14 protein-coding genes are annotated in these 17,786 nt (G+C 72.7%); 3 read left to right on the top strand and 11 right to left on the bottom strand.

The window, feature by feature from the left end:
• Positions 1-73: 73 nt before the first annotated feature.
• The 3 genes from ACF08N_RS26160 to ACF08N_RS26150 form a co-directional block, all read right to left on the bottom strand.
• Positions 74-1,366, bottom strand: a complete 1,293-nt coding sequence (locus tag ACF08N_RS26160) for a serine-threonine protein kinase (RefSeq protein ID WP_392327111.1) — start codon at positions 1,364-1,366, stop codon at positions 74-76.
• A 73-nt stretch (positions 1,367-1,439) separates the two neighbouring features.
• Positions 1,440-2,756, bottom strand: a complete 1,317-nt coding sequence (locus tag ACF08N_RS26155; RefSeq protein WP_392327110.1) for an erythromycin esterase family protein — start codon at positions 2,754-2,756, stop codon at positions 1,440-1,442.
• Positions 2,757-2,843: 87 nt separating this feature from the next.
• Complete coding sequence (locus ACF08N_RS26150) at positions 2,844-4,085, bottom strand: exo-beta-N-acetylmuramidase NamZ domain-containing protein (protein WP_392327109.1); 1,242 nt, start codon at positions 4,083-4,085, stop codon at positions 2,844-2,846.
• A 163-nt stretch (positions 4,086-4,248) separates the two neighbouring features.
• Between ACF08N_RS26150 and ACF08N_RS26145 the strand changes: the two genes are divergently transcribed.
• From ACF08N_RS26145 to ACF08N_RS26135, 3 genes are all read left to right on the top strand, one after another.
• Positions 4,249-5,013, top strand: coding sequence for an SDR family oxidoreductase (locus ACF08N_RS26145; protein WP_392327108.1), 765 nt, complete (start codon positions 4,249-4,251; stop codon positions 5,011-5,013).
• Positions 5,010-6,662, top strand: coding sequence for an AMP-binding protein (locus ACF08N_RS26140; protein WP_392327107.1), 1,653 nt, complete (start codon positions 5,010-5,012; stop codon positions 6,660-6,662). The genes ACF08N_RS26145 and ACF08N_RS26140 overlap by 4 nt, the downstream gene beginning before the upstream one ends.
• A 73-nt stretch (positions 6,663-6,735) precedes the next feature.
• Entirely contained in the window at positions 6,736-7,329 is a 594-nt protein-coding gene (locus ACF08N_RS26135; protein ID WP_392327106.1) for a TetR/AcrR family transcriptional regulator, read from the top strand.
• Between the two features lie 518 nt (positions 7,330-7,847).
• On the opposite strand, the gene ACF08N_RS26130 is transcribed toward ACF08N_RS26135, so the two are convergent.
• The 8 genes from ACF08N_RS26130 to ACF08N_RS26095 all read right to left on the bottom strand — a co-directional run bounded on the left by ACF08N_RS26130 (position 7,848) and on the right by ACF08N_RS26095 (position 17,765).
• Positions 7,848-9,062, bottom strand: coding sequence for an acyl-CoA dehydrogenase family protein (locus ACF08N_RS26130; protein ID WP_392327105.1), 1,215 nt, complete (start codon positions 9,060-9,062; stop codon positions 7,848-7,850).
• A 7-nt stretch (positions 9,063-9,069) separates the two neighbouring features.
• A complete protein-coding gene (locus tag ACF08N_RS26125; RefSeq protein WP_392327104.1) occupies positions 9,070-10,089 on the bottom strand; it encodes a phosphotransferase family protein in 1,020 nt (339 codons plus the stop codon).
• A 370-nt stretch (positions 10,090-10,459) separates the two neighbouring features.
• Positions 10,460-10,756, bottom strand: coding sequence for a hypothetical protein (locus ACF08N_RS26120; protein WP_392327103.1), 297 nt, complete (start codon positions 10,754-10,756; stop codon positions 10,460-10,462).
• A gap of 137 nt (positions 10,757-10,893) precedes the next feature.
• Complete coding sequence (locus tag ACF08N_RS26115; protein WP_392327102.1) at positions 10,894-11,190, bottom strand: DUF202 domain-containing protein; 297 nt, start codon at positions 11,188-11,190, stop codon at positions 10,894-10,896.
• Positions 11,187-11,588 carry a YidH family protein gene (locus ACF08N_RS26110; RefSeq protein ID WP_392327101.1) on the bottom strand — a complete coding sequence of 134 codons (402 nt, stop codon included), beginning with the start codon at positions 11,586-11,588 and terminating at the stop codon, positions 11,187-11,189. The genes ACF08N_RS26115 and ACF08N_RS26110 overlap by 4 nt, the downstream gene beginning before the upstream one ends.
• A gap of 9 nt (positions 11,589-11,597) precedes the next feature.
• On the bottom strand, positions 11,598-12,128 hold the full coding sequence (locus tag ACF08N_RS26105; protein WP_392327100.1) for an NUDIX hydrolase: 531 nt from the start codon (positions 12,126-12,128) through the stop codon (positions 11,598-11,600).
• 61 nt (positions 12,129-12,189) lie between these two features.
• Positions 12,190-15,663 (bottom strand): S8 family serine peptidase, encoded by a 3,474-nt coding sequence (locus ACF08N_RS26100; protein WP_392327099.1) that lies wholly within the window; start codon positions 15,661-15,663, stop codon positions 12,190-12,192.
• Positions 15,663-17,765, bottom strand: a complete 2,103-nt coding sequence (locus ACF08N_RS26095) for a M14 family metallopeptidase (protein WP_392327098.1) — start codon at positions 17,763-17,765, stop codon at positions 15,663-15,665. The genes ACF08N_RS26100 and ACF08N_RS26095 overlap by 1 nt, the downstream gene beginning before the upstream one ends.
• Positions 17,766-17,786 lie beyond the last annotated feature (21 nt).

Raw genomic sequence — 17,786 nt, 5'->3', positions numbered from 1 at the left:
TGGACGTAGGAGTGCCCGTTTCGGCTCCATCGAAAATCGGGACGCGTCATGTCGACCGGATCACGCCCCCGTTTCAGCGGCCGACACGCCCCGCGGACAGCACCACCCGGGCCAGCTCCTCGTGGCAGATGTCGCTGTGCGCGCCCGCCGGCGGGCCGCCCCTGCGCACCACCTGCGCCGCGTCCACGCTGACGCATCCCGACTTGGGCAGGCCGTCGCGCAGCGCCTCCTCCAGCGTCAGCCGCGCCGTGCCGGGGACGGCCTGGATGCCGTCGTGGCCCATCGCCCACCAGCGCCGGTCGCCGCCGGCCGCCGACGCCGAGTCCCCGGCCAGGGCCGAGGCCAGCGGGTAGAACACGCCGAGCGCGCTGTCGTGCCGCGAGTAGCAGGCGACCACCGGCCCGTCGATGCGCTCCTGCACGGCGGCGAGCGCGCCCGCGCTGTGCGGCGCGTGCGGCAGGCCGCACGCGAACGCGTAGTGCGACAGCCCGCCTTGGAGCAGCGTCACGGACTTCACGTTGTCCGCGCCCTCCGGCAGCCCCCGCAGCGCGAACGCCACCAGCCGCGCGCCCTGGCTGTGCCCGACGAGGTGCACCCGCAGCCGGGGCGCCGAGCGGGCCAGCCGGCCGAGCAGCGGCCCGAGCCCCAGCTCGCCGACCGTGCCCGCGCGGCGCTTCATCGCGTAGTACGTCGTCTGCCGCAGCAACTCCTTCGCGCCCCGCCACGCGGAGCGCAGCCCTCCGCCGAACGGCATCGCGCCGTACAGCGATCCGTTCTCCGCGTCCAGGGCCGCGGCCAGCCTGCGGCACAGGGTGAGCGTGTCCTCGTACAGCACCGCGGGCGGGCTCTGCTCGTCGTGCGGCAGGTCCTCGGCGAAGCCCGCCTCCAGACCGCCCGGCGGCACGGCCGCCAACTGCCGTGCCAGCATGCCGAACTCGGCGAACGCGGCGCGTGACTCCGGCTGCTCGTCCAGCAGCAGGGCGAGCCGCTCCACGGTGTCGCGATGCCCGGGGAACAGCTCGGCGAGCACCGCGCGCGTCGCCCCGTCCAGGCCCGGTCCCGACGGCTGGGCCCCGGCGGCGGGCGGCTCGACGTCGGGGATCGGCTCGTCGGAGAACCGCATCGAGGGCCAGACGACGCCCGCGTACCCCAGCCGTGCCTGCGGGGTCTGCGCCACCAGCTTGGGGAACGGCGCGAAGAACGACGCGTAGAGCCGCCGGGCCGTCACCGGAGAGTTGTTCCACCCGTGGGCGAACATCACCAGGTCGGTGACGTCCTCGTCCATGAGCGCGCCGTACGGCCCCACCACATCGCCGTCCGCGTCGAAAGTGATCTCCCGGTACGGCCGCACACCTGTCCCCGACATGGCCCGCCCCTCCCCTTGGCCCCTCACCACAGGATCCTGCGCAAGGGGAGAAACGGCCATACCCCGGAAGCGATCAGAGCCGGTCGGCCGCCCCGACCCGGTGCAGATGGATCAGCACGTCGTACGACGTGACCAGCCGCACGGGCTCGGGCTCCGCAGGCCAGGCGTTGCCGATGTCGCGCGTCGGACGGGTCACTCCCAGCCACTCCCGGGCAGCCCGTGGCGCGGTGCGCATGTCCAGGTAGTAGTCCTCCCGCGCCACGCGCCGCAGTGTGTCCTCGTTGCTCCCCGGCTTCGGCGCGCCGACCGAGAAGGTGCGCAGTGGCTCGGCGGGGTCGGTGGTGTCGAGCGCGTTGAACGCCCCCCGGCCGAAGGTGAAGCCGACGCTGACGTAGGCGTCGCCGACCATCTCCCGCAGGAACGTGCCCTGGACCTTCGGGTACTGCTCCGGGCTGGTCGTCACGAGCCGGACGTGCCCGTTGTGGGCCGACACCAGCATCCGGTGCCCCGTGTGCCGCTGCCACCACACGGTGTTCTCCGCCATGACCTGGTCCCGGTAGCGCATGGCCGCACCGACCTGCGCCGGGTCGAACAGGTCGTAGGAGAACTCGGTGCCGGTCTGGGCGATCGCCCGGGCGTGCTGCACCACCCAGGCGTGCCGCTCGCGGTCGGGACCGGGCCGCTGCTGTTCCAGGAGCGCCAGCGCACGCCGTACGTCTTCGGCCATGGCCCTGCGCTCGGGCAGCGGCCGGAACAGATACCTCCTGATGGCCTCGTGGACGCTGCCGGTGGGGCGGGACGCCCGGTACAGCCGCTCGAACTCCGGCAGCAGCCGCGGGTAGTGCTCGCCGACGTAGCCGGTCACCTCGTCGAAGAGCCGGGGCCCCGCGTAGGCGAGGTCGTTGCCCATGAACTGGACGGGGCGGTGCGGATGACGGACGTTGTACTGCCGCATCCAGCGGATCAGATCCAGATACTCGCGGGTGTGCCAGATCAGGTACGACTCCTGGAACTCCTCCCGCATGATCGTCCGCGGGTCGCCCTTGCCGTGCAGGACATAGTCGTTGAGCCGCAGGCCGGTGCTCCAGTTGGCCTCCAGTGCGTAGGTGGTGAAGCCCTTGTGCTCGACGAGGTGGCGGAACATCCGGTGCTTGGTGGTGAAGAACTCCGAGGAGCCGTGGGTGGCCTCGCCCGCGCCGACGATGGTCGCGGAGCCCACCATCCGCTCCAGCGGGCGCAGATCCGTGAGCGGTTCGGCGGCCCGTGCCAGCGCACGGACCGGGTCGTCGGTGCGCTGCTCGGCCCGCGCGGGCGCGCTGACCGCGATGGCGGTGAGCGCCAGGGCGAGCAGCAGCACATGGCGTAAGGGAAGGCGTCGGATCACAGTCATGGACCGAGCCTGTCCGGGCGCGGGGGGCACGGCCAGCCGGCCGGCCCCCGCTTCCCGGTGGGGCGGTCCCCACCCTCGGGGGTGCGGTCAGTAGCGCAGATACCGGCGGCGTACCGCGCGGAATGCGGCCAGTTCGTCCCGCCACGCGCCCACCACCTCGTCGGTGTCCGCGCCCGCGTCGATGAGCGTGCGCACCTTGGTGGAGCCCGTCAGCTTGTCGATCCAGCGGTCGGTGCGCCACGCGAAGCCGCTCCAACTGCGCTTCGCCGTCACCAGCAGGGCGATGCCGGTGCGGACGGGGTCGTAGGACTCCCGGTCGTGGACGTGGAGTTGGACGCCGCCGATCGTCTTTCCCTGGAACTTGGAGAACGTCGGCGCGAAGTACGCCTCCCGGAAGCGGACGCCCGGCAGGCCCTGTGCGTTCGCGGCCTCGGCCCAGCGGCGGTCGACGCCCTCCGCGCCCAGCAGTTCGAAGGGGCGGGTCGTGCCCCGGCCCTCGGACAGGTTCGTGCCCTCGAACAGGCACGTGCCGGAGTAGACGAGGGCGGTGTCCGGAGTGGGCATGTTCGGGCTCGGCGGGACCCACGGCAGCCCCGTCGCGTCGTAGAAGTCGGAGCGGTGCCACCCCGTCATCGTCACGGTCTCCAGCTCGACCGGTCGCGCGAGGAACTCCCCGTTGAAGAGCAGCGCCAGCTCGGCGACGGTCATGCCGTGCGCCTGGGAGATCGGCTCGCGGCCCACGAAGGTCGCGAACGCCTTGTCGAGCACCGGCCCCAGAGCCGCCCGGCCCGTCACCGGATTCGGCCGGTCCAGCACCACGAACCGCTTGCCCGCGAGTTCGGCGGCCTGCATGCAGTCGAAGAGGGTCCAGATGTAGGTGTAGAAGCGGGCCCCGGCGTCCTGGATGTCGAAGACGACCGTGTCCACGCCGGACGCGGTGAAGATGTCGGCGAGCGGCCGGCCGCTCTTGAGGTACGTGTCGTAGACCGGCAGCCCGGTCGCCGGGTCGTCGTAGCGCCCCTCGGAGCCGCCCGCCTGCGCCGTGCCGCGGAAGCCGTGCTCGGGTCCGAAGACCGCGACCAGGTTCACGCGGTCGTCGGCGTGCATGACGTCCACGATGTGCCGGACGTCGCGCGTGATGCCGGTCGGGTTGGTGACCACACCGACCCGCTCGCCGGCCAGGAGCGCGTACCCGTCGGCGGCCAGCCGCTCGAAGCCGGTGCGCACCCGGCCACGGCCCGCATGGGCGGCGGCGGGCGTCGCGGATGTCGCGGCCAGTGCCCCCACCGCACCGCCTGCGGCCAGCAAACCCCGTCTGGAAAGGCTCATCGAGCTACCTCCGTGATCGCTGTCTGTCATGGCCACGCACGCTAGCGCTCCTGACGCCGTGGGGGAACGACCCGGGCACGGGCCGTCGAGCCGCCCCTTCCCCGAGGACATACCGACCGGTTAGTCTGCCGGGACGGCCGGGACGCTGCGAAAGGCGGATGTGATGAGTACGGTGCAGGGCGCGGGAGTTGTTGTCACGGGCGCGGGCGGCGGAATCGGTGCCGCGCTGGCCCGCCGGTTCGCCGCGGAGGGCGCCCGGGTCGTGGTCAACGACATCGACGCCGACAAGGCCAAGGCCGTCGCCGATGAGATCGGCGGCACCGCCGTGCCCGGGGACGCCTCGGCCGTCGTCGACGAGGCGCGGGACGCGCTCGACGGCGTCGTCGACGTCTACTGCGCCAACGCCGGCCTCGGCTCGGGCGGCGACGCCTTCGCGGACGAGGACGTATGGGCCGCGGCCTGGGACGTCAACGTCATGGCGCACGTCCGCGCGAGCCGCACCCTGCTGCCCGACTGGCTGGAGCGCGGCAGCGGCCGCTTCGTCTCCACCGTCTCCGCCGCCGGACTGCTCACCATGATCGGCGCCGCTCCCTACAGCGTCACCAAGCACGGAGCGCTCGCCTATGCCGAGTGGCTCTCCCTCACCTACCGCCACCGCGGCCTCAAGGTCCACGCCATCTGCCCGCAGGGCGTACGGACCGACATGCTCGCCGCCACCGGATCGGCCGGCGACATCGTCCTCAAGCCGACCGCGATCGAGCCCGAGGACGTCGCCGACGCCCTCTTCGACGCGATGGACGAGGACCGCTTCCTCGTGCTCCCGCACCCCGAGGTCGCCGGCTACTACGCGGCACGCGCCACCGAGCCCGACCGCTGGCTCACCGGCATGAACCACCTCCAGCAGAAGTGGGAGGAGACGGGCCGATGAGCTCCGTGTACGCCGCACAGCCATGGCTCGGGCAGCTGACCGACGCCCAGCGGGCCCCCGTCGCCCCGCCCGCGACCGTCGTGCACTCCTTCCGCGCGGCCGCGGCCCGCGCCCCCGAGCACCCCGCGCTCGCCTACTTCGACGGCCGGCTGAGCTACCGGGAGACCGACCGGCTCTCCGACTCCGTCGCCGCGCACCTCGCGGACCGCGGTGTCGCCCGCGGGGACCGCGTCGCCCTCATGCTCCAGAACAGCCCGCACTTCGTCATCGCGCTGCTCGGCGCCTGGAAGGCCGGCGCGACCGTCGTCCCGCTCAACCCGATGTACAAGGCGGGCGAGGTCTCCCACGTCCTCGCCGACTCCGGGGCCACCGCGCTGATCTGCTCCGACCGTGCATGGGAGGCGTATCTGCGCGACTGCGCCGCCGCCTCGTCCGTGCACGTCGCCCTCACCGCCTGCGAACTCGACCTCCAGACGCGGCACGACGAACGGGTCCTCTCCTTCGAGCGGGCGCCGCGGGCCGAGGACGCCGACGACCTGCTCGCCGTCGCCCGCCGCGGCCTCGCGGCCCCCGAGGGACGCGAACCCGGCGCCGCCGACGTCGCGTTGATCAGCTACACCTCGGGCACCAGCGGCACTCCCAAGGGGGCCATGAACCTCCACGGCGGCATCACCTACAACGCCGAACGCCAGCGCACCGGCCACCCCGTCCCCGAAGGCGCCTGCTACTTCGCCCTCGCGCCGCTCTTCCACATCACCGGCATGGTCTGCCAGCTCGCCGCCTGCATCGCCAACGCGGGGACGCTCGCGCTCGCCTACCGCTTCGAGGCGGGTGTCGTCCTCGACGCCTTCGCCGAGCACCGGCCGGCGTACACGGTCGGTCCCTCGACCGCGTTCATGGCCCTGGCCGCCCACCCCTCGGCCACCCGCGAGCACTTCGACTCCTTCGGGGTGATCTCCTCGGGCGGAGCGCCCCTGCCGCCGGCGCTGGTGGAGGCCTTCCGCGCGGGGTTCGGCCCGTACATACGCAACGGCTACGGCCTCACCGAGTGCACCGCGCCCTGCGCGTCCGTGCCGCCGGAGAAGGAGGCACCGGTCGACCCGGCCTCCGGCACCCTCTCCGTGGGCGTGCCCGGCCCCGACACCGTCGTACGGATCCTCGACGACCACGGCGACGAGGTGCCGCTCGGCGAACAGGGCGAGATCGCCGTACGCGGCCCCCAGGTCGTGCCGGGCTACTGGCACCTTCCGCAGGCCACCGCGGAGACGTTCCCGGAGGGCGAGCTTCGCACCGGCGACATCGGCTTCATGGACACCGACGGCTGGCTGTACGTCGTCGACCGCAAGAAGGACATGATCAACGCCTCCGGGTTCAAGGTCTGGCCCCGCGAGGTCGAGGACGTCCTCTACACGCACCCGGCGGTCCGCGAGGCGGCGGTCGTCGGCGTACCGGACTCCTACCGCGGCGAGACGGTCAAGGCGTACGTCAGCCTCCGCCCGGGGACGGCCGTCGGGCACGACGAGCTGTCCGCGTACTGCGAGCAGCGGCTGGCCGCGTACAAATACCCCCGGGAAGTAGTGATCCTGCCGGAGCTCCCGAAGACCACAAGTGGGAAGATCCTCAGACGGGAACTGCGTTCCCGGGTGTAGGACACGGACGTCTCGGACGTCTCGGATATTTCGGATGCTTCGGATGCTTCGGCAGGAAAGGCAGGTGGCGGCGATGGCCAGGACGACGGACGGGGAGGCGACCCCCGTACCGCACAGGCTGCTGGCCGCCGCCACCCGCCTGTTCGCCGAGCAGGGTTACGACCGGACCTCGGTCCAGGAGATCGTGGAGGCGGCGGGCGTCACCAAGGGGGCGCTCTACCACTACTTCGGGTCGAAGGAGGACCTCCTTCACGAGATCTACGCCCGGATGCTGCGCGTCCAGCAGGAGCGGCTCGACGCCTTCGCGGACGCGGACGAGCCCGTGGAGGACCGGCTGCGCGGGGCCGCGGCGGACGTCGTCGTGACGACCATCGACAACCTGGACGACGCGGCGATCTTCTTCCGCTCCATGCACCACCTCAGCCCGGAGAAGCTCAAGCAGGTGCGCGCCGAGCGGCGCCGCTACCACGAGCGGTTCCGGGCGCTGGTGGAGGAGGGGCAGGAGAGCGGCGTCTTCTCGTCGGCGACGCCGGCGGACCTGGTGGTGGACTACCACTTCGGGTCGGTCCACCACCTGTCGACGTGGTACCGCCCCGACGGCCCCCTGACGAAGCAGCAGGTCGCGGACCACTTGGCGGACCTGCTCCTGCGGGCGCTGCGCCCGTAGGAGCCGGGGGCTTCTTGCACCGGAGGCTCCTGTCGGCTCCGCCCCGACCCCCGCGCCTCAATCGCCGGCGGGGCTGGCTATGCCCCCGGGCCTGGAGCGGTGGCGGGGCCGGAGGCTCCTGTCGGGGCTCCGCCCCGAGCCCCGCGCCTCAATCGCCGGCGGGGCTGGTTGTGGCCCCGTGCCTGGAGCGGTGGCGGGGCTGGTTGTGCCCCGCCGGCGGGGCTGCGTGTGCCGGACGCACCCGTCGGGGCTCCGCCCCGAACCCCGCGCCTCAATCGCCGGGGCTGGTTATGCCCCCGGGCCTGGGCGCCGGCGGGGCTCGTTGTGCCCCCGGGCCTGAAGTGGTGGCGGGGCTGCTTGTGCTCCCTGTCCCTCAGGCGCCGGCGGAGCCGGGCGCCACGGCGGGGGCGGGGCGGGTGTTGCCCACGGCCGCCAGGCCGTAGGGGAGACGGGGGCTGGGGGCGGAGCCCCCAGTTACGGGAAGGGGCGGGGTGGGGAAAACCCACCCCACGCCCGACTCACACGTACCGCTTCAGCTCCCGCCTCGCCAGCGACCGCTGATGCACCTCGTCCGGGCCGTCCGCCAGTTTCAGCGTGCGCGCCGCCGCCCACAGTTCCGCCAGCGGGAAGTCCTGGCTCACGCCGCCCGCGCCGTGCACCTGCACCGCCTTGTCCAGGATGTCCACCACCGCCCGCGGCGTCGCGATCTTGATCGCCTGGATCTCGGTGTGCGCGCCCCGGTTGCCGACCGTGTCCATCAGCCACGCCGTCTTCAGCACCAGCAGCCGCAGCTGCTCCACCGTCACCCGCGCGTCCGCGATCCAGTTCTGCACGACGCCCTGCTGGGCGATCGCCTTGCCGAACGCCTCGCGGGACACCGCCCGGCGGCACATCAGCTCGATCGCGCGCTCGGCCATGCCGATCAGCCGCATGCAGTGGTGGATGCGGCCCGGCCCGAGCCGCGCCTGGGCGATGGCGAAGCCGCTGCCCACCCCGTCGATCAGGTGCGACGCGGGCACTCGGACGTCGGTGAAGACGACCTCGGCGTGGCCGCCGTGCGAGTGGTCCTCGTAGCCGTAGACCTGCATGGCGCGCCGGACCTCGACGCCCGGGGTGTCGCGCGGGACGAGGATCATCGACTGCTGGCGGCGGATGTCGTCGCCGTCCGGGTCGGTCTTGCCCATCACGATGAAGATCCGGCAGTTCGGGTTCATCGCACCCGAGATGTACCACTTGCGGCCGTTGACGACATAGTCGTCGCCGTCGCGGTCGATCCGGGTCCGGATGTTCGTCGCGTCCGACGAGGCGACCTCGGGCTCGGTCATGGCGAACGCCGAGCGGATCTCACCGGCGAGCAGCGGCTCCAGCCACTGCTTCTTCTGCTCGTCGTTGCCGAACTGCGCGAGGACCTCCATGTTCCCCGTGTCCGGGGCCGCGCAGTTCAGTGCCGTCGGTGCCAGGTGCGGGCTGCGGCCGGTGATCTCGGCGAGCGGCGCGTACTGGAGGTTCGTCAGGCCCGCGCCGTACTCCGCGTCGGGCAGGAAGAGGTTCCACAGGCCCTGCTTGCGTGCCTCGGCCTTCAACTCCTCGACGATCGCCGGGGTGTCCCACGGTGACGCCAGCCGTGCGCGCTGCTCGTGCTCTATCCGCTCGGCCGGGTAGACGTGCTCGTCCATGAACGCGAGCAGCTTGGCGCGGAGTTCTTCCGTGCGGGCGTCGAATGCGAAGTCCATCAGGTTCTCAGCCTTCCTGGAGGGTGGTGAGGCCGTGCTCGATGAAGACGGGGACGAGGTCGCCGATGCGGTCGAAGCCGGCGCCGACGGTCTGGCCGAGGGTGTAGCGGTAGTGGATGCCCTCGAGGATCACGGCGAGCTTGAACCAGGCGAACGCCGTGTACCAGGAGATCGCCGAGGTGTCCCGGCCGGAGCGCCCGGCGTACCGCTCGATCAGCTCCTCGGGGGAGGGGTGGCCGGGGGCGCCGGCGGTGGTGCTGATGGGGGAGCCGGGCAGTTCCAGCCTGCGGCTGTACATCACCAGCAGTCCGAGGTCGGTCAGTGGATCGCCGAGTGTGGACATCTCCCAGTCCAGTACGGCCGTGATCCGGTCGTCCTCGCCGATCAGGACGTTGTCGAGGCGGTAGTCGCCGTGGACGACGGTCGGCGCGGCAGAGGCGGGCAGCGCGCGCCCGAGCGCGGCGTGCAGCTCGTCGACGCCGGGCAGTTCCCGGTTGCGCGAGGCGTCCAGCTGCTTGCCCCAGCGGCGCAGCTGCCGGTCGAGGAAGCCCTCGGGGCGTCCGAAGTCGCCGAGTCCGACCGACTCGGGGTCCACGGCGTGCAGGTCGACGAGCGTGTCGACGAGGGAGAGCACCGCGTCACGGGTCCGTGCGGGACCGAGGGCGGCGAGCTGTTCGGCGGTGCGGTAGGGCGTGCCGTCGACGAACTCCATGACGTAGAACGGCGATCCGATCACCGACTCGTCCTCGCACAGCAGCACCGGCCGGGGGACCGGCACTTCGGTGGGTGCGAGCGCGCTGATCACCCGGTGTTCGCGCTTCATGTCGTGGGCGGTCGCCAGGACGTGGCCGAGCGGGGGCCTGCGGACGACCCACCGGTTCGTGCCGTCGGTGACCGCGTACGTGAGGTTGGACCGGCCGCCCTGGATCAGCCGCGCGCTGAGCGGTCCGCTCACCAGTCCCGGCCGCTCGCGGTCGAGATGTCCGCGCAGCTGCTCGGGATCGAGGCCCTGTGGGGCTGGGCTCATGGGTGCGCACCTCCGGAGGCGGTCCTGGTCGTCGTCGTCCTGGCGAACGCGTTCATGATGACCGACCAGTCGGTATGTCGTCCAGTGCGCTTACGAAACCGATGTGTGGATCACACACGCAAGTCGGCCGCGGCACCGAGGGGGCGCAGTGCATCGAGCGCGCAAGAGGTGCCGCTCGGCGACCCCCTCGGGATGAACGGGTGCCGTCGGAGTGGATCAGTCGTACCTCGACGTCCCCGACGTGGATCGTGAGCCGGTCGCGAGCAGTGCATGCCAGGCACGCTGCTCCCCCCCGGTCGGGCTGGTCAGGTCGAAGTGACGCTCCGAGCCTGCCAGTCGGCTCCCGTCCGGGGGAACAGTGCGGCGTCGGTCAGTGGTCGTCCCAGTGGCCGTCGTGCTGGGCGTGGCGGTGTCCGTCGTGGATGTAGTCGACGTGGTCGCCGTGCACCACGGCGGGATGCCCGCATCCGGTGCCGTGTTCATGGGTGTGGCCGCTGTGCGAGACGTGCTCGCCGGGCTCGCATTCGTCCCAGTGTCCGGAGTGCTCGCGGTGGAGGTGCCCGTCGTGCGCGTAGTCGACGTGGTCGCCGTGCGGGACCTCGGTGTGTCCGCAGGACGGTCCGTGTGTGTGCTCGTGGGCGGTGTGCTCCTGGTGGAGGACAGTCATGACACTCCCCTTGAAGTCCGGTTTGCGGTGGTCTGTGCGTTCCAGGCTAGTGGCCGCTCCGCACCCGGTCCCGGTACCGGGCCGTGCCGCCCCGAAACGCAGCCCGGGCGAGCGCCGCCGCCACTGCGCGCGGAACCTCAGGTCACGATCGCCACGGCGAACGCCGCCAGCGCCAGAACGCACGCCACCGCCGCGACGGCGCCACCCAGCGACAGCGCCGGCGGCCGGGCCGCCTCCATCGCCGCGATGCGGCGGTGCGCCACCGCCAGGAAGCCCAGCCACGCGGCCAGGCACAGCCCGGCCGCCTGCCATGCGTCCCCCGTGGCCTGCCGGGCGGCGAGCACCGCCACCACGGTGCAGGCCAGGGTGGTCCGCCGCCACGCCAGGCGGGTGCGCTCGGGCTGGAGCCCCGGATCCCGCTCGGGGGCCGTCACAGGTCGCCCCAGGTCACGACCACCACCATGGCGAGGGACACGATCGCGACCACAAGCGCCAGCAGCGCCGGGAAACGGGACACCGGCAGGTCCTCGCCCAGGCGCATCGCCCGCTCGCACCGCACCCAGTGGTTCACGGCGCGCACGGCGCACAGCGCGCCCGCCCCGATCAGCGCGAGCGCGAGCCCCGCCCGCACGCCCCAGCGCAGGTCCGGCAGGAACTGGTCGACGGCGAAGCCGCCGCCGATGAGCGCGAGCGCCGTGCGGATCCACGCCAGGAACGTCCGCTCGTTGGCGAGCGAGAAACGGTAGTCGGGGGTCTCGCCCTCCTCCCGGATCCGCCGGGGCGCGAACCACAGCCGCAGGCTCTGTACGAAGTCGCTCACGCCGGGCACCATACCCGCGCCTCACACCGCCCGGTGGGCCCTGAGCCGCTCGTACGCGGCGAGGCCGTCCGGCACCCACTCCCACTCGCGAAGCCGCTCCTCCAGCTCGGCGTCCGTGAGGAAGCCGTACCAGGCGACCTCCTCGACCTGCGGATTCACCGGGAGCGTGCAGCGCACCTCGTAGACGGACGACCACCAGGTCTGCGCGGGGTCGCCCGCACCCTCGTACAGGAACGTGAACAGCGGTACGGGGCGCGGCAGTCCGCTCACCCCGAGCTCCTCCTCGGCCTCGCGCAGCGCGGCGTCGTCGTACGACTCGCCCGCGCCGACGACACCGCCGACGAACATGTCGTACAGCGAGGGGAAGACGAGCTTGGTCGCCGTGCGCCGGTGCACGAAGACGCGCCCTTCCGCGTCCCGTGCGAGGACGAACACGCACCGGTGCCGCAGGCCCCGCGCGTACGCCTCCCCGCGCGGGGCCTGTCCGATGACGCGGTCCTGTTCGTCGACGATGTCGAGGATCTCTTCTGCGGGACGGTCTGCCGGAGTCATGGCAGCCATACAAGCACTGCGCGAGGCCGCACCGGTGCCCCGGTGCGGCCTCGCGGGGACGTCAGCGGAAGGTGGCCCGCACCGTGTCCCGGGCGGTCTGCGTACCGTGCTCGACGAGGCGGACCACGATCGTCCGGTGACCGCTGCCGTACGAGGCGGTGGCGAGCGGGAACGACCAGTCGGTCCGTCCCTCGGCCGGCCGCCAGGCAGCCGGGTCCACGGGCGCGTTGCGCGGCACGACCTGCCACTCGACCCGCGCGTCCGGCACCACCCGGAACGCCGAGGCGGCCACCTGCGACGGCGTGCCGTCACGCACCGCGCGGGCGTACAGCACATGCCCGCCGGCGCCGAGCCGGCCGAGTTCCGCCCGCCAGCTGCCCGTGGCCTCGTCGAGCTCCGCGGAGACGGGCGAGGCGAAGGTCTCGTCGTCGACCGAGAGCTGGACCCGCCGCGTCTCCGGCCTGCCGCCGACGCCCTCCGGGTCGGAGCCGAGGTCCGGGAACACGTACCGGCCGCCCGCGACGACGGTCGTCCCCTCGGTGGCCTCGGAGCCGTCCTCGGGGGACAGGATCGTGGCGCCGAAGTCGAGTCCCGAGGGCGGCAGCGGGGCGGGGTCGAGCGTCACCTTCGAGGCATGGCCGTCCTCGTACCCCACCTCGGCGAGCGCGGTCGTGTCGGACAGCAGCTGCACGGTCAGCTGCTCGCCCGTGAAGGCGTGCCGCGCCGTCTCCCACTCGATCGTGAACTGCGTCCAGCCGCCGGTGACCGGCCGGCTCGACGCCGTGCCGCGGCCGATCTCCCGGTCGGTCGCGAGGAGCACGACAGTCGGGGCGACCAGGGCGGCCGGCGCACGGGTCCGCACATACAGCTCCGCCCGCACCCGCGATCCGGCGGCGAGCGGTTCGCCGAGGGTGTCGGTCGCGGGATGGGCGGCGGTCGGCAGGTACGGCGCCGCGGACGACAGGGTGTCGCCCACCGGGCAGCCGTCCGCGTCGTCGCCGCGGTCGGTGCGGTCCATGGTGCGCTCGCCGGAGCAGTCCGGACCCTGGTGGAGGTAGTAGCTGAACGCCTGTGCCGAATAGGCGCCTTGGGGCTCCGGGTCCTCGTGCCGGGCGTCGAGCGTGCGGCGCAGCACGCCGAGCGCGCCGTCGAGCGTGGCCACGTCGTCGAGGCCGGCGGTCAGGCCCGTGGGCATCGCCGCGGGGTCGGCGGTGCCGTCCCCGTCCCGGTCGTAGCCGCCCCAGATGCTGTCCCGGACGGCCCGGTCGGCGGCGAAGAAGTCGTCCTCGACCGGGCGCTCGGGCAGCAGGGACCGGCCGAGCAGCACGTCGGCGGCGCGGCGCGCGGTCTCCGGCGTCGCGGCGCCGTAGCCCTCGAAGAGGACGTTGCCGGCGGTGTGCGGCGAGGCGAGCGGCCAGCCCGCGGACGGCAGGTCGTCCTCCCCGAGCGGGAAGGCGTTCTTCAGCACGGCCTCGCGCAGTTCGGCGCGCGTGAGCCGGCCGTCGTGGAGGTACACGCTCTCGGGGACGGCGGTGCCCTCGGCCACCACCTGCCCGCGCTTCTGCCCGGAGTGCGGGTCGCCGACGGCGTCCCGCACCCGCTGGAGGGTGGTGCCGAAGACGCCCGCCGTGTACGGGGTGGCCGCCGAGGTGCCGCTGAACTGGTCCTGGCAGTGCACCCCGGTGTGGCAGGCCGACGGCAGGCTGCCGATGCCCCACGACGACAGGTGCACGGGGATGCCGTCGCCGACGACGGCCCGCTGGTTGTCACGGCGCAGTGCGCCGACGGTGATGTTCCAGTCGGGTCCCGTCTGGTCGGAGTGCCAGGTGCTGACGGGCACGTCGAAGGCGTTGCCGACGCCGTTGCCGGCGGCGAACAGTACGGTCTGGCCGCGTTCGGCCGCCTCCTTGGTGACCTCCTCACCGCTGAGCACGGGCCCGACGGGGGCGCCGCCGATGTAGCCGAAGGAGTGCGAGGTGATGTCGACCCACGGATACGTCGTGGCGACCGTCTCGTCGAGGCCCTCCACCATGACGAGCAGGCAGGTCGGGCAGTAGCCGTAGCGGTTGCCGGCCGACACCGAGGCGGAGCCGGTGCCGTGCCCGTGGTCGTCGAGGACCGGGTGGGCGCCGTCCACGCTGGACGAGTAGGCCCCGATGATCTTCGTGCCGGGGATCCAGTGCAGTGTGCCGCCGGGCACCCGCTCACCCGTCCACAACTGCCTGTCCTCCTCGGGGAGATAGCCCTTGCCGAGGGTCACGGGGATGGCCGGGGCGGATGCCGGGTAGCCCGGGATGTACTCCGACGGATGCCGGGTGAAGTCCTTCGTCAGCGCGAGGACATCGGGGTCCGGATAGGTGCGGGCGGAGAACTCCAGGTGGTACGGATTGATCCCGGTGTCGGCGATGCCGATCACCGTGACCGGCGGCCCCGCGGCGAGCCGGTCGGCGCTGCCGACCAGCACGGACGTCGTCTCGCGCCGCTCCAGGCCGCTGGCGTCGGTCGCCTTCAGGGTGACCAGGTGGCGCCCCTCGGGCAGGACCGGGGTGACGGAGGTGTCCGTCCCGTCGTCGAACCGCCCGTCCGCATCGAGGTCCCAGGCGGTGGCGACGGGAGCCGTGCCGCCGGTGACCGTGCCGCTGAGCCGCTGCTCCGCGCCGGTCTCGAAGGCGTACGGGCCGCCGGCCGCGACCCTGGGCCGCGGGTCGGCGGGGCGCTGGTGGGCGACGACCCGCGCCGTCACGTCGTCGGTGACGGTGGCCCACTTGACGGCGACGATCTTCCAGGTGCCGGCGGCAGGGGCGGCCACCGACGTCCTCTCCGGGTGCTCGCCCGACTCCGACCTGGCCACGACTTCGCCGGACGGATCGGTGACGCGCAGGTCGTAGTCCTGGGCCGTCGTCCCCCACGACAGCGTGACGTCCAGGGAGCTCACGCCGGGCGGGACGTCGAAGGGGAACTCCACGGTCTGGCCGGCGGGGAACGCGCCGGGCGTCGGGTCGGACTTCGTCTCGTCGAGGAGGGTGGCCGCGGTCTCCTCGACCACGACGACCCTGACCGTGTCGTCCGTCCTGGCACCGGCCGCGTCCGTGACGGTGAGCCGCAGCTCGTACGTGCCCGGGGCGAGCCCGGCGGTGTCGTAGGCCGCGCTCGCCGAGTCCGCCCCGGAAACGGTGCCGTGCTCGGCGGACCAGGCCCAGGTGTACGGCGCGGTGCCGCCGTAGGCGCTGCCGAGCACCACGGCCTTCTCGCCGGCGGCGACGAAGGAGCTGTCGCCCGCGTCGGCGTGCAGCGGAGCGGGAGCGGGCGTGCCGGGCGCACCCGTGCGTGCCGTACCCGCCACACCGACCGTGCCGCTGAGGGCGCCGCGCACGGCTCCGTCGACGACCTGCCGGCCGTCGACCGAGGTGACCGTCACGTCGGAGCCGTCCGCCGCGGTGGCGGCGGTGGCTGGGAGCAGGGCGGCGGCCGTCGCGAGCACGGCGGCGACGGCCGTGCGGCGGAGCAGCCGGGACCTGTGGAAGCTGCGCGGCATCAGCCCTTGCCCCACTTCTGCGCGCAGGTCTTCAGGTCGGCCTTGACCTGCCGGCCCCGGTCGACGACGACGGGCACCCGTTCCAGGACCTGCCCGTTCTTCTCGCAGGTCAGGGTCCAGTTCTCGATCAGGCCCCCCGTCTGCTGCTCGGTGGCGTCGTAGAGGGAGGCCGTCAGGGTCCACGACGGCGTCACGGAGGCCCAGTTCTCCACCCGCAGCACATAGGTGCCCTGCTGCGGGTCCTGGAGCAGGACGCGTTCCTTCTCGCCCACCGACCCGGCGGAGCTGCCGACCTGGGTGAGGCTGCCGTCGGCGTTCCTGCGCAGGACGTACAGGTCGAGATCGTCCGGCGTGGGCCAGTCGAGCGTCACCTCCAGGACGTCGGCGGCCCGGTCGACGGTGAACTCCTGTTCCGTCCGCTGCGCCGGTGCCGTCGTGCCGGTGTAGGTCTGCCGCTTCAGCGGCTCGGAGGAGATCACCTCGATCTGGCGTGCCTTGACGACCGGCCTGGTGGAGGGGTTCACGTGCCAGGTGTAGGCGCCGCCCCGGCCGACGGTCATGGTGGTGTCCAGGGTGTCCTGGATGCTGCCCGACCACGTCGGCGTGGGGAAGGTCTTCTTCAGCCGCAGGGTCGCGCCCGCGGGGGCCCTGCCGCTGATCACGGAGTGCGTCTCGGGGTCGACCGCGCTCTCCAGCGCGAGGAGGTACGCCTCGCGGTTGCCCTTTCCGGCGAATTCGCCGGCGCCCAGGTACTCGTCGATGACCTCCGGGAACGGCGGATGGAACTCGTCGGGGCCGATCTCGAAGGTGTAGCCGTAGCCGCCGGTCGCGTAGTACGACCAGTCCTCCGTGGTGCCCGTGGTGTCGTACAGCTCCCAGCTGTGCTGGCTCGTGTAGCCGTTCTGGGCCGCCATCCGGTCGCCGAGTTCCGTCAGCGCGGCGTCGTCGGGCGGGTTCCCGACGGGCTGCCCGTCCGGACGGAGGGTGTCGGGCGCCACCCCGCCGGGGCTCAGCACCAGGTTCGAGAATGTGTGGTTGGTGATCAGGCCGGTCACCTGCCGGGTGCTGATCAGCTCCCGGATGTTCTGCGTCTCGGGCTCCGAGAACGGCGCCGCGCCCCGGTAGGTGGCCTGGACGGGCTCGGCCGCCGCGCCCGGACCGCCCCAGAACCCGCCGTAGTTGCGGTTGAGGTCGACCCCCGCGCCGAAGCCGCCGGGGCTGCTCGCGAGGCCGCACTCGCCGGCCAGCGGGGTGAGGCCGTCGACGATCCGGCAGTTCTTGCGCTTGTACGCGTTCCCCGGTGTGGCGAGGATCGATCCGGTGCCGCCCTCGTCGACGGGGCGCAGATCGATCAACTGCCCGTCGTTGAAGGACTTCTCGAAGCCGTCGACGTTGACGACGGGCACGATCAGCACGCGGGCCTTCTTCAGCAGCGCGGTGATGCGCGGGTCGCTGCCGTGGTTCTTGACGAGGTCGTGGGCGAACTCGACGGTGTGCTCGCCCGAGGGCCACTCACGGGCGTGGTGCAGGCCCATCATCAGGAAGACCGGCCGGCCGTCCTGCGCGGCATGGACGTCCTCCGAGATCTCCACGCCGTGCACGGGTTTGCCCTCCAGGCTCCTGTGCGGGAGCGTGACCTTCTTGACGAGGTCCGGGCGTGCGGCGGCGAGCCGGTCGAGATCGGCGTTGTAGTCGCTCAGGCTGCGGTAGCTGTCGCGGCCCGAGGGCAGGGGCGAGGTGGCGGTCGCTGCCGCGTAGGCGCGGTTGGCCGCGTTGATCTCCGACTCCCGCTGGACGAGGTCCGGTATGCGGACCTTCCAGGTGAAGCCGGCCCCTGTGAGCGCGAGGGCGTCGCCCAGGTTGTGCAGGACGACCTCGGTGTAGCCGTGCCCCGCGTGCTCGGTCAGATCGAGGCCGAGGGCGGCCAGTTCGTTTCTGGCCGCTCTGGTGGGGGTGTCCACCGTCACGAGCTGGGGCCGGAATTCTTCCGCAGCTCCGGCGGAAGGGGCTGTGGCGAGGGGCAGCAGCCCGCCCGCCGCAGCGGCGACCAGTGCGCAGGCGATCACAGTGCGCCTGCGGGACCGTGGAAGGGAAACGTCCACGCGAACTCCTGTCGAGAGGAG

The organism is Streptomyces sp. NPDC015127, assembly GCF_043080095.1.
In the GTDB taxonomy this organism is placed as follows: domain Bacteria; phylum Actinomycetota; class Actinomycetes; order Streptomycetales; family Streptomycetaceae; genus Streptomyces.
Note: the sequence above shows the minus strand (reverse complement) of the source record. Positions and strands in the feature narration are given on the sequence as shown.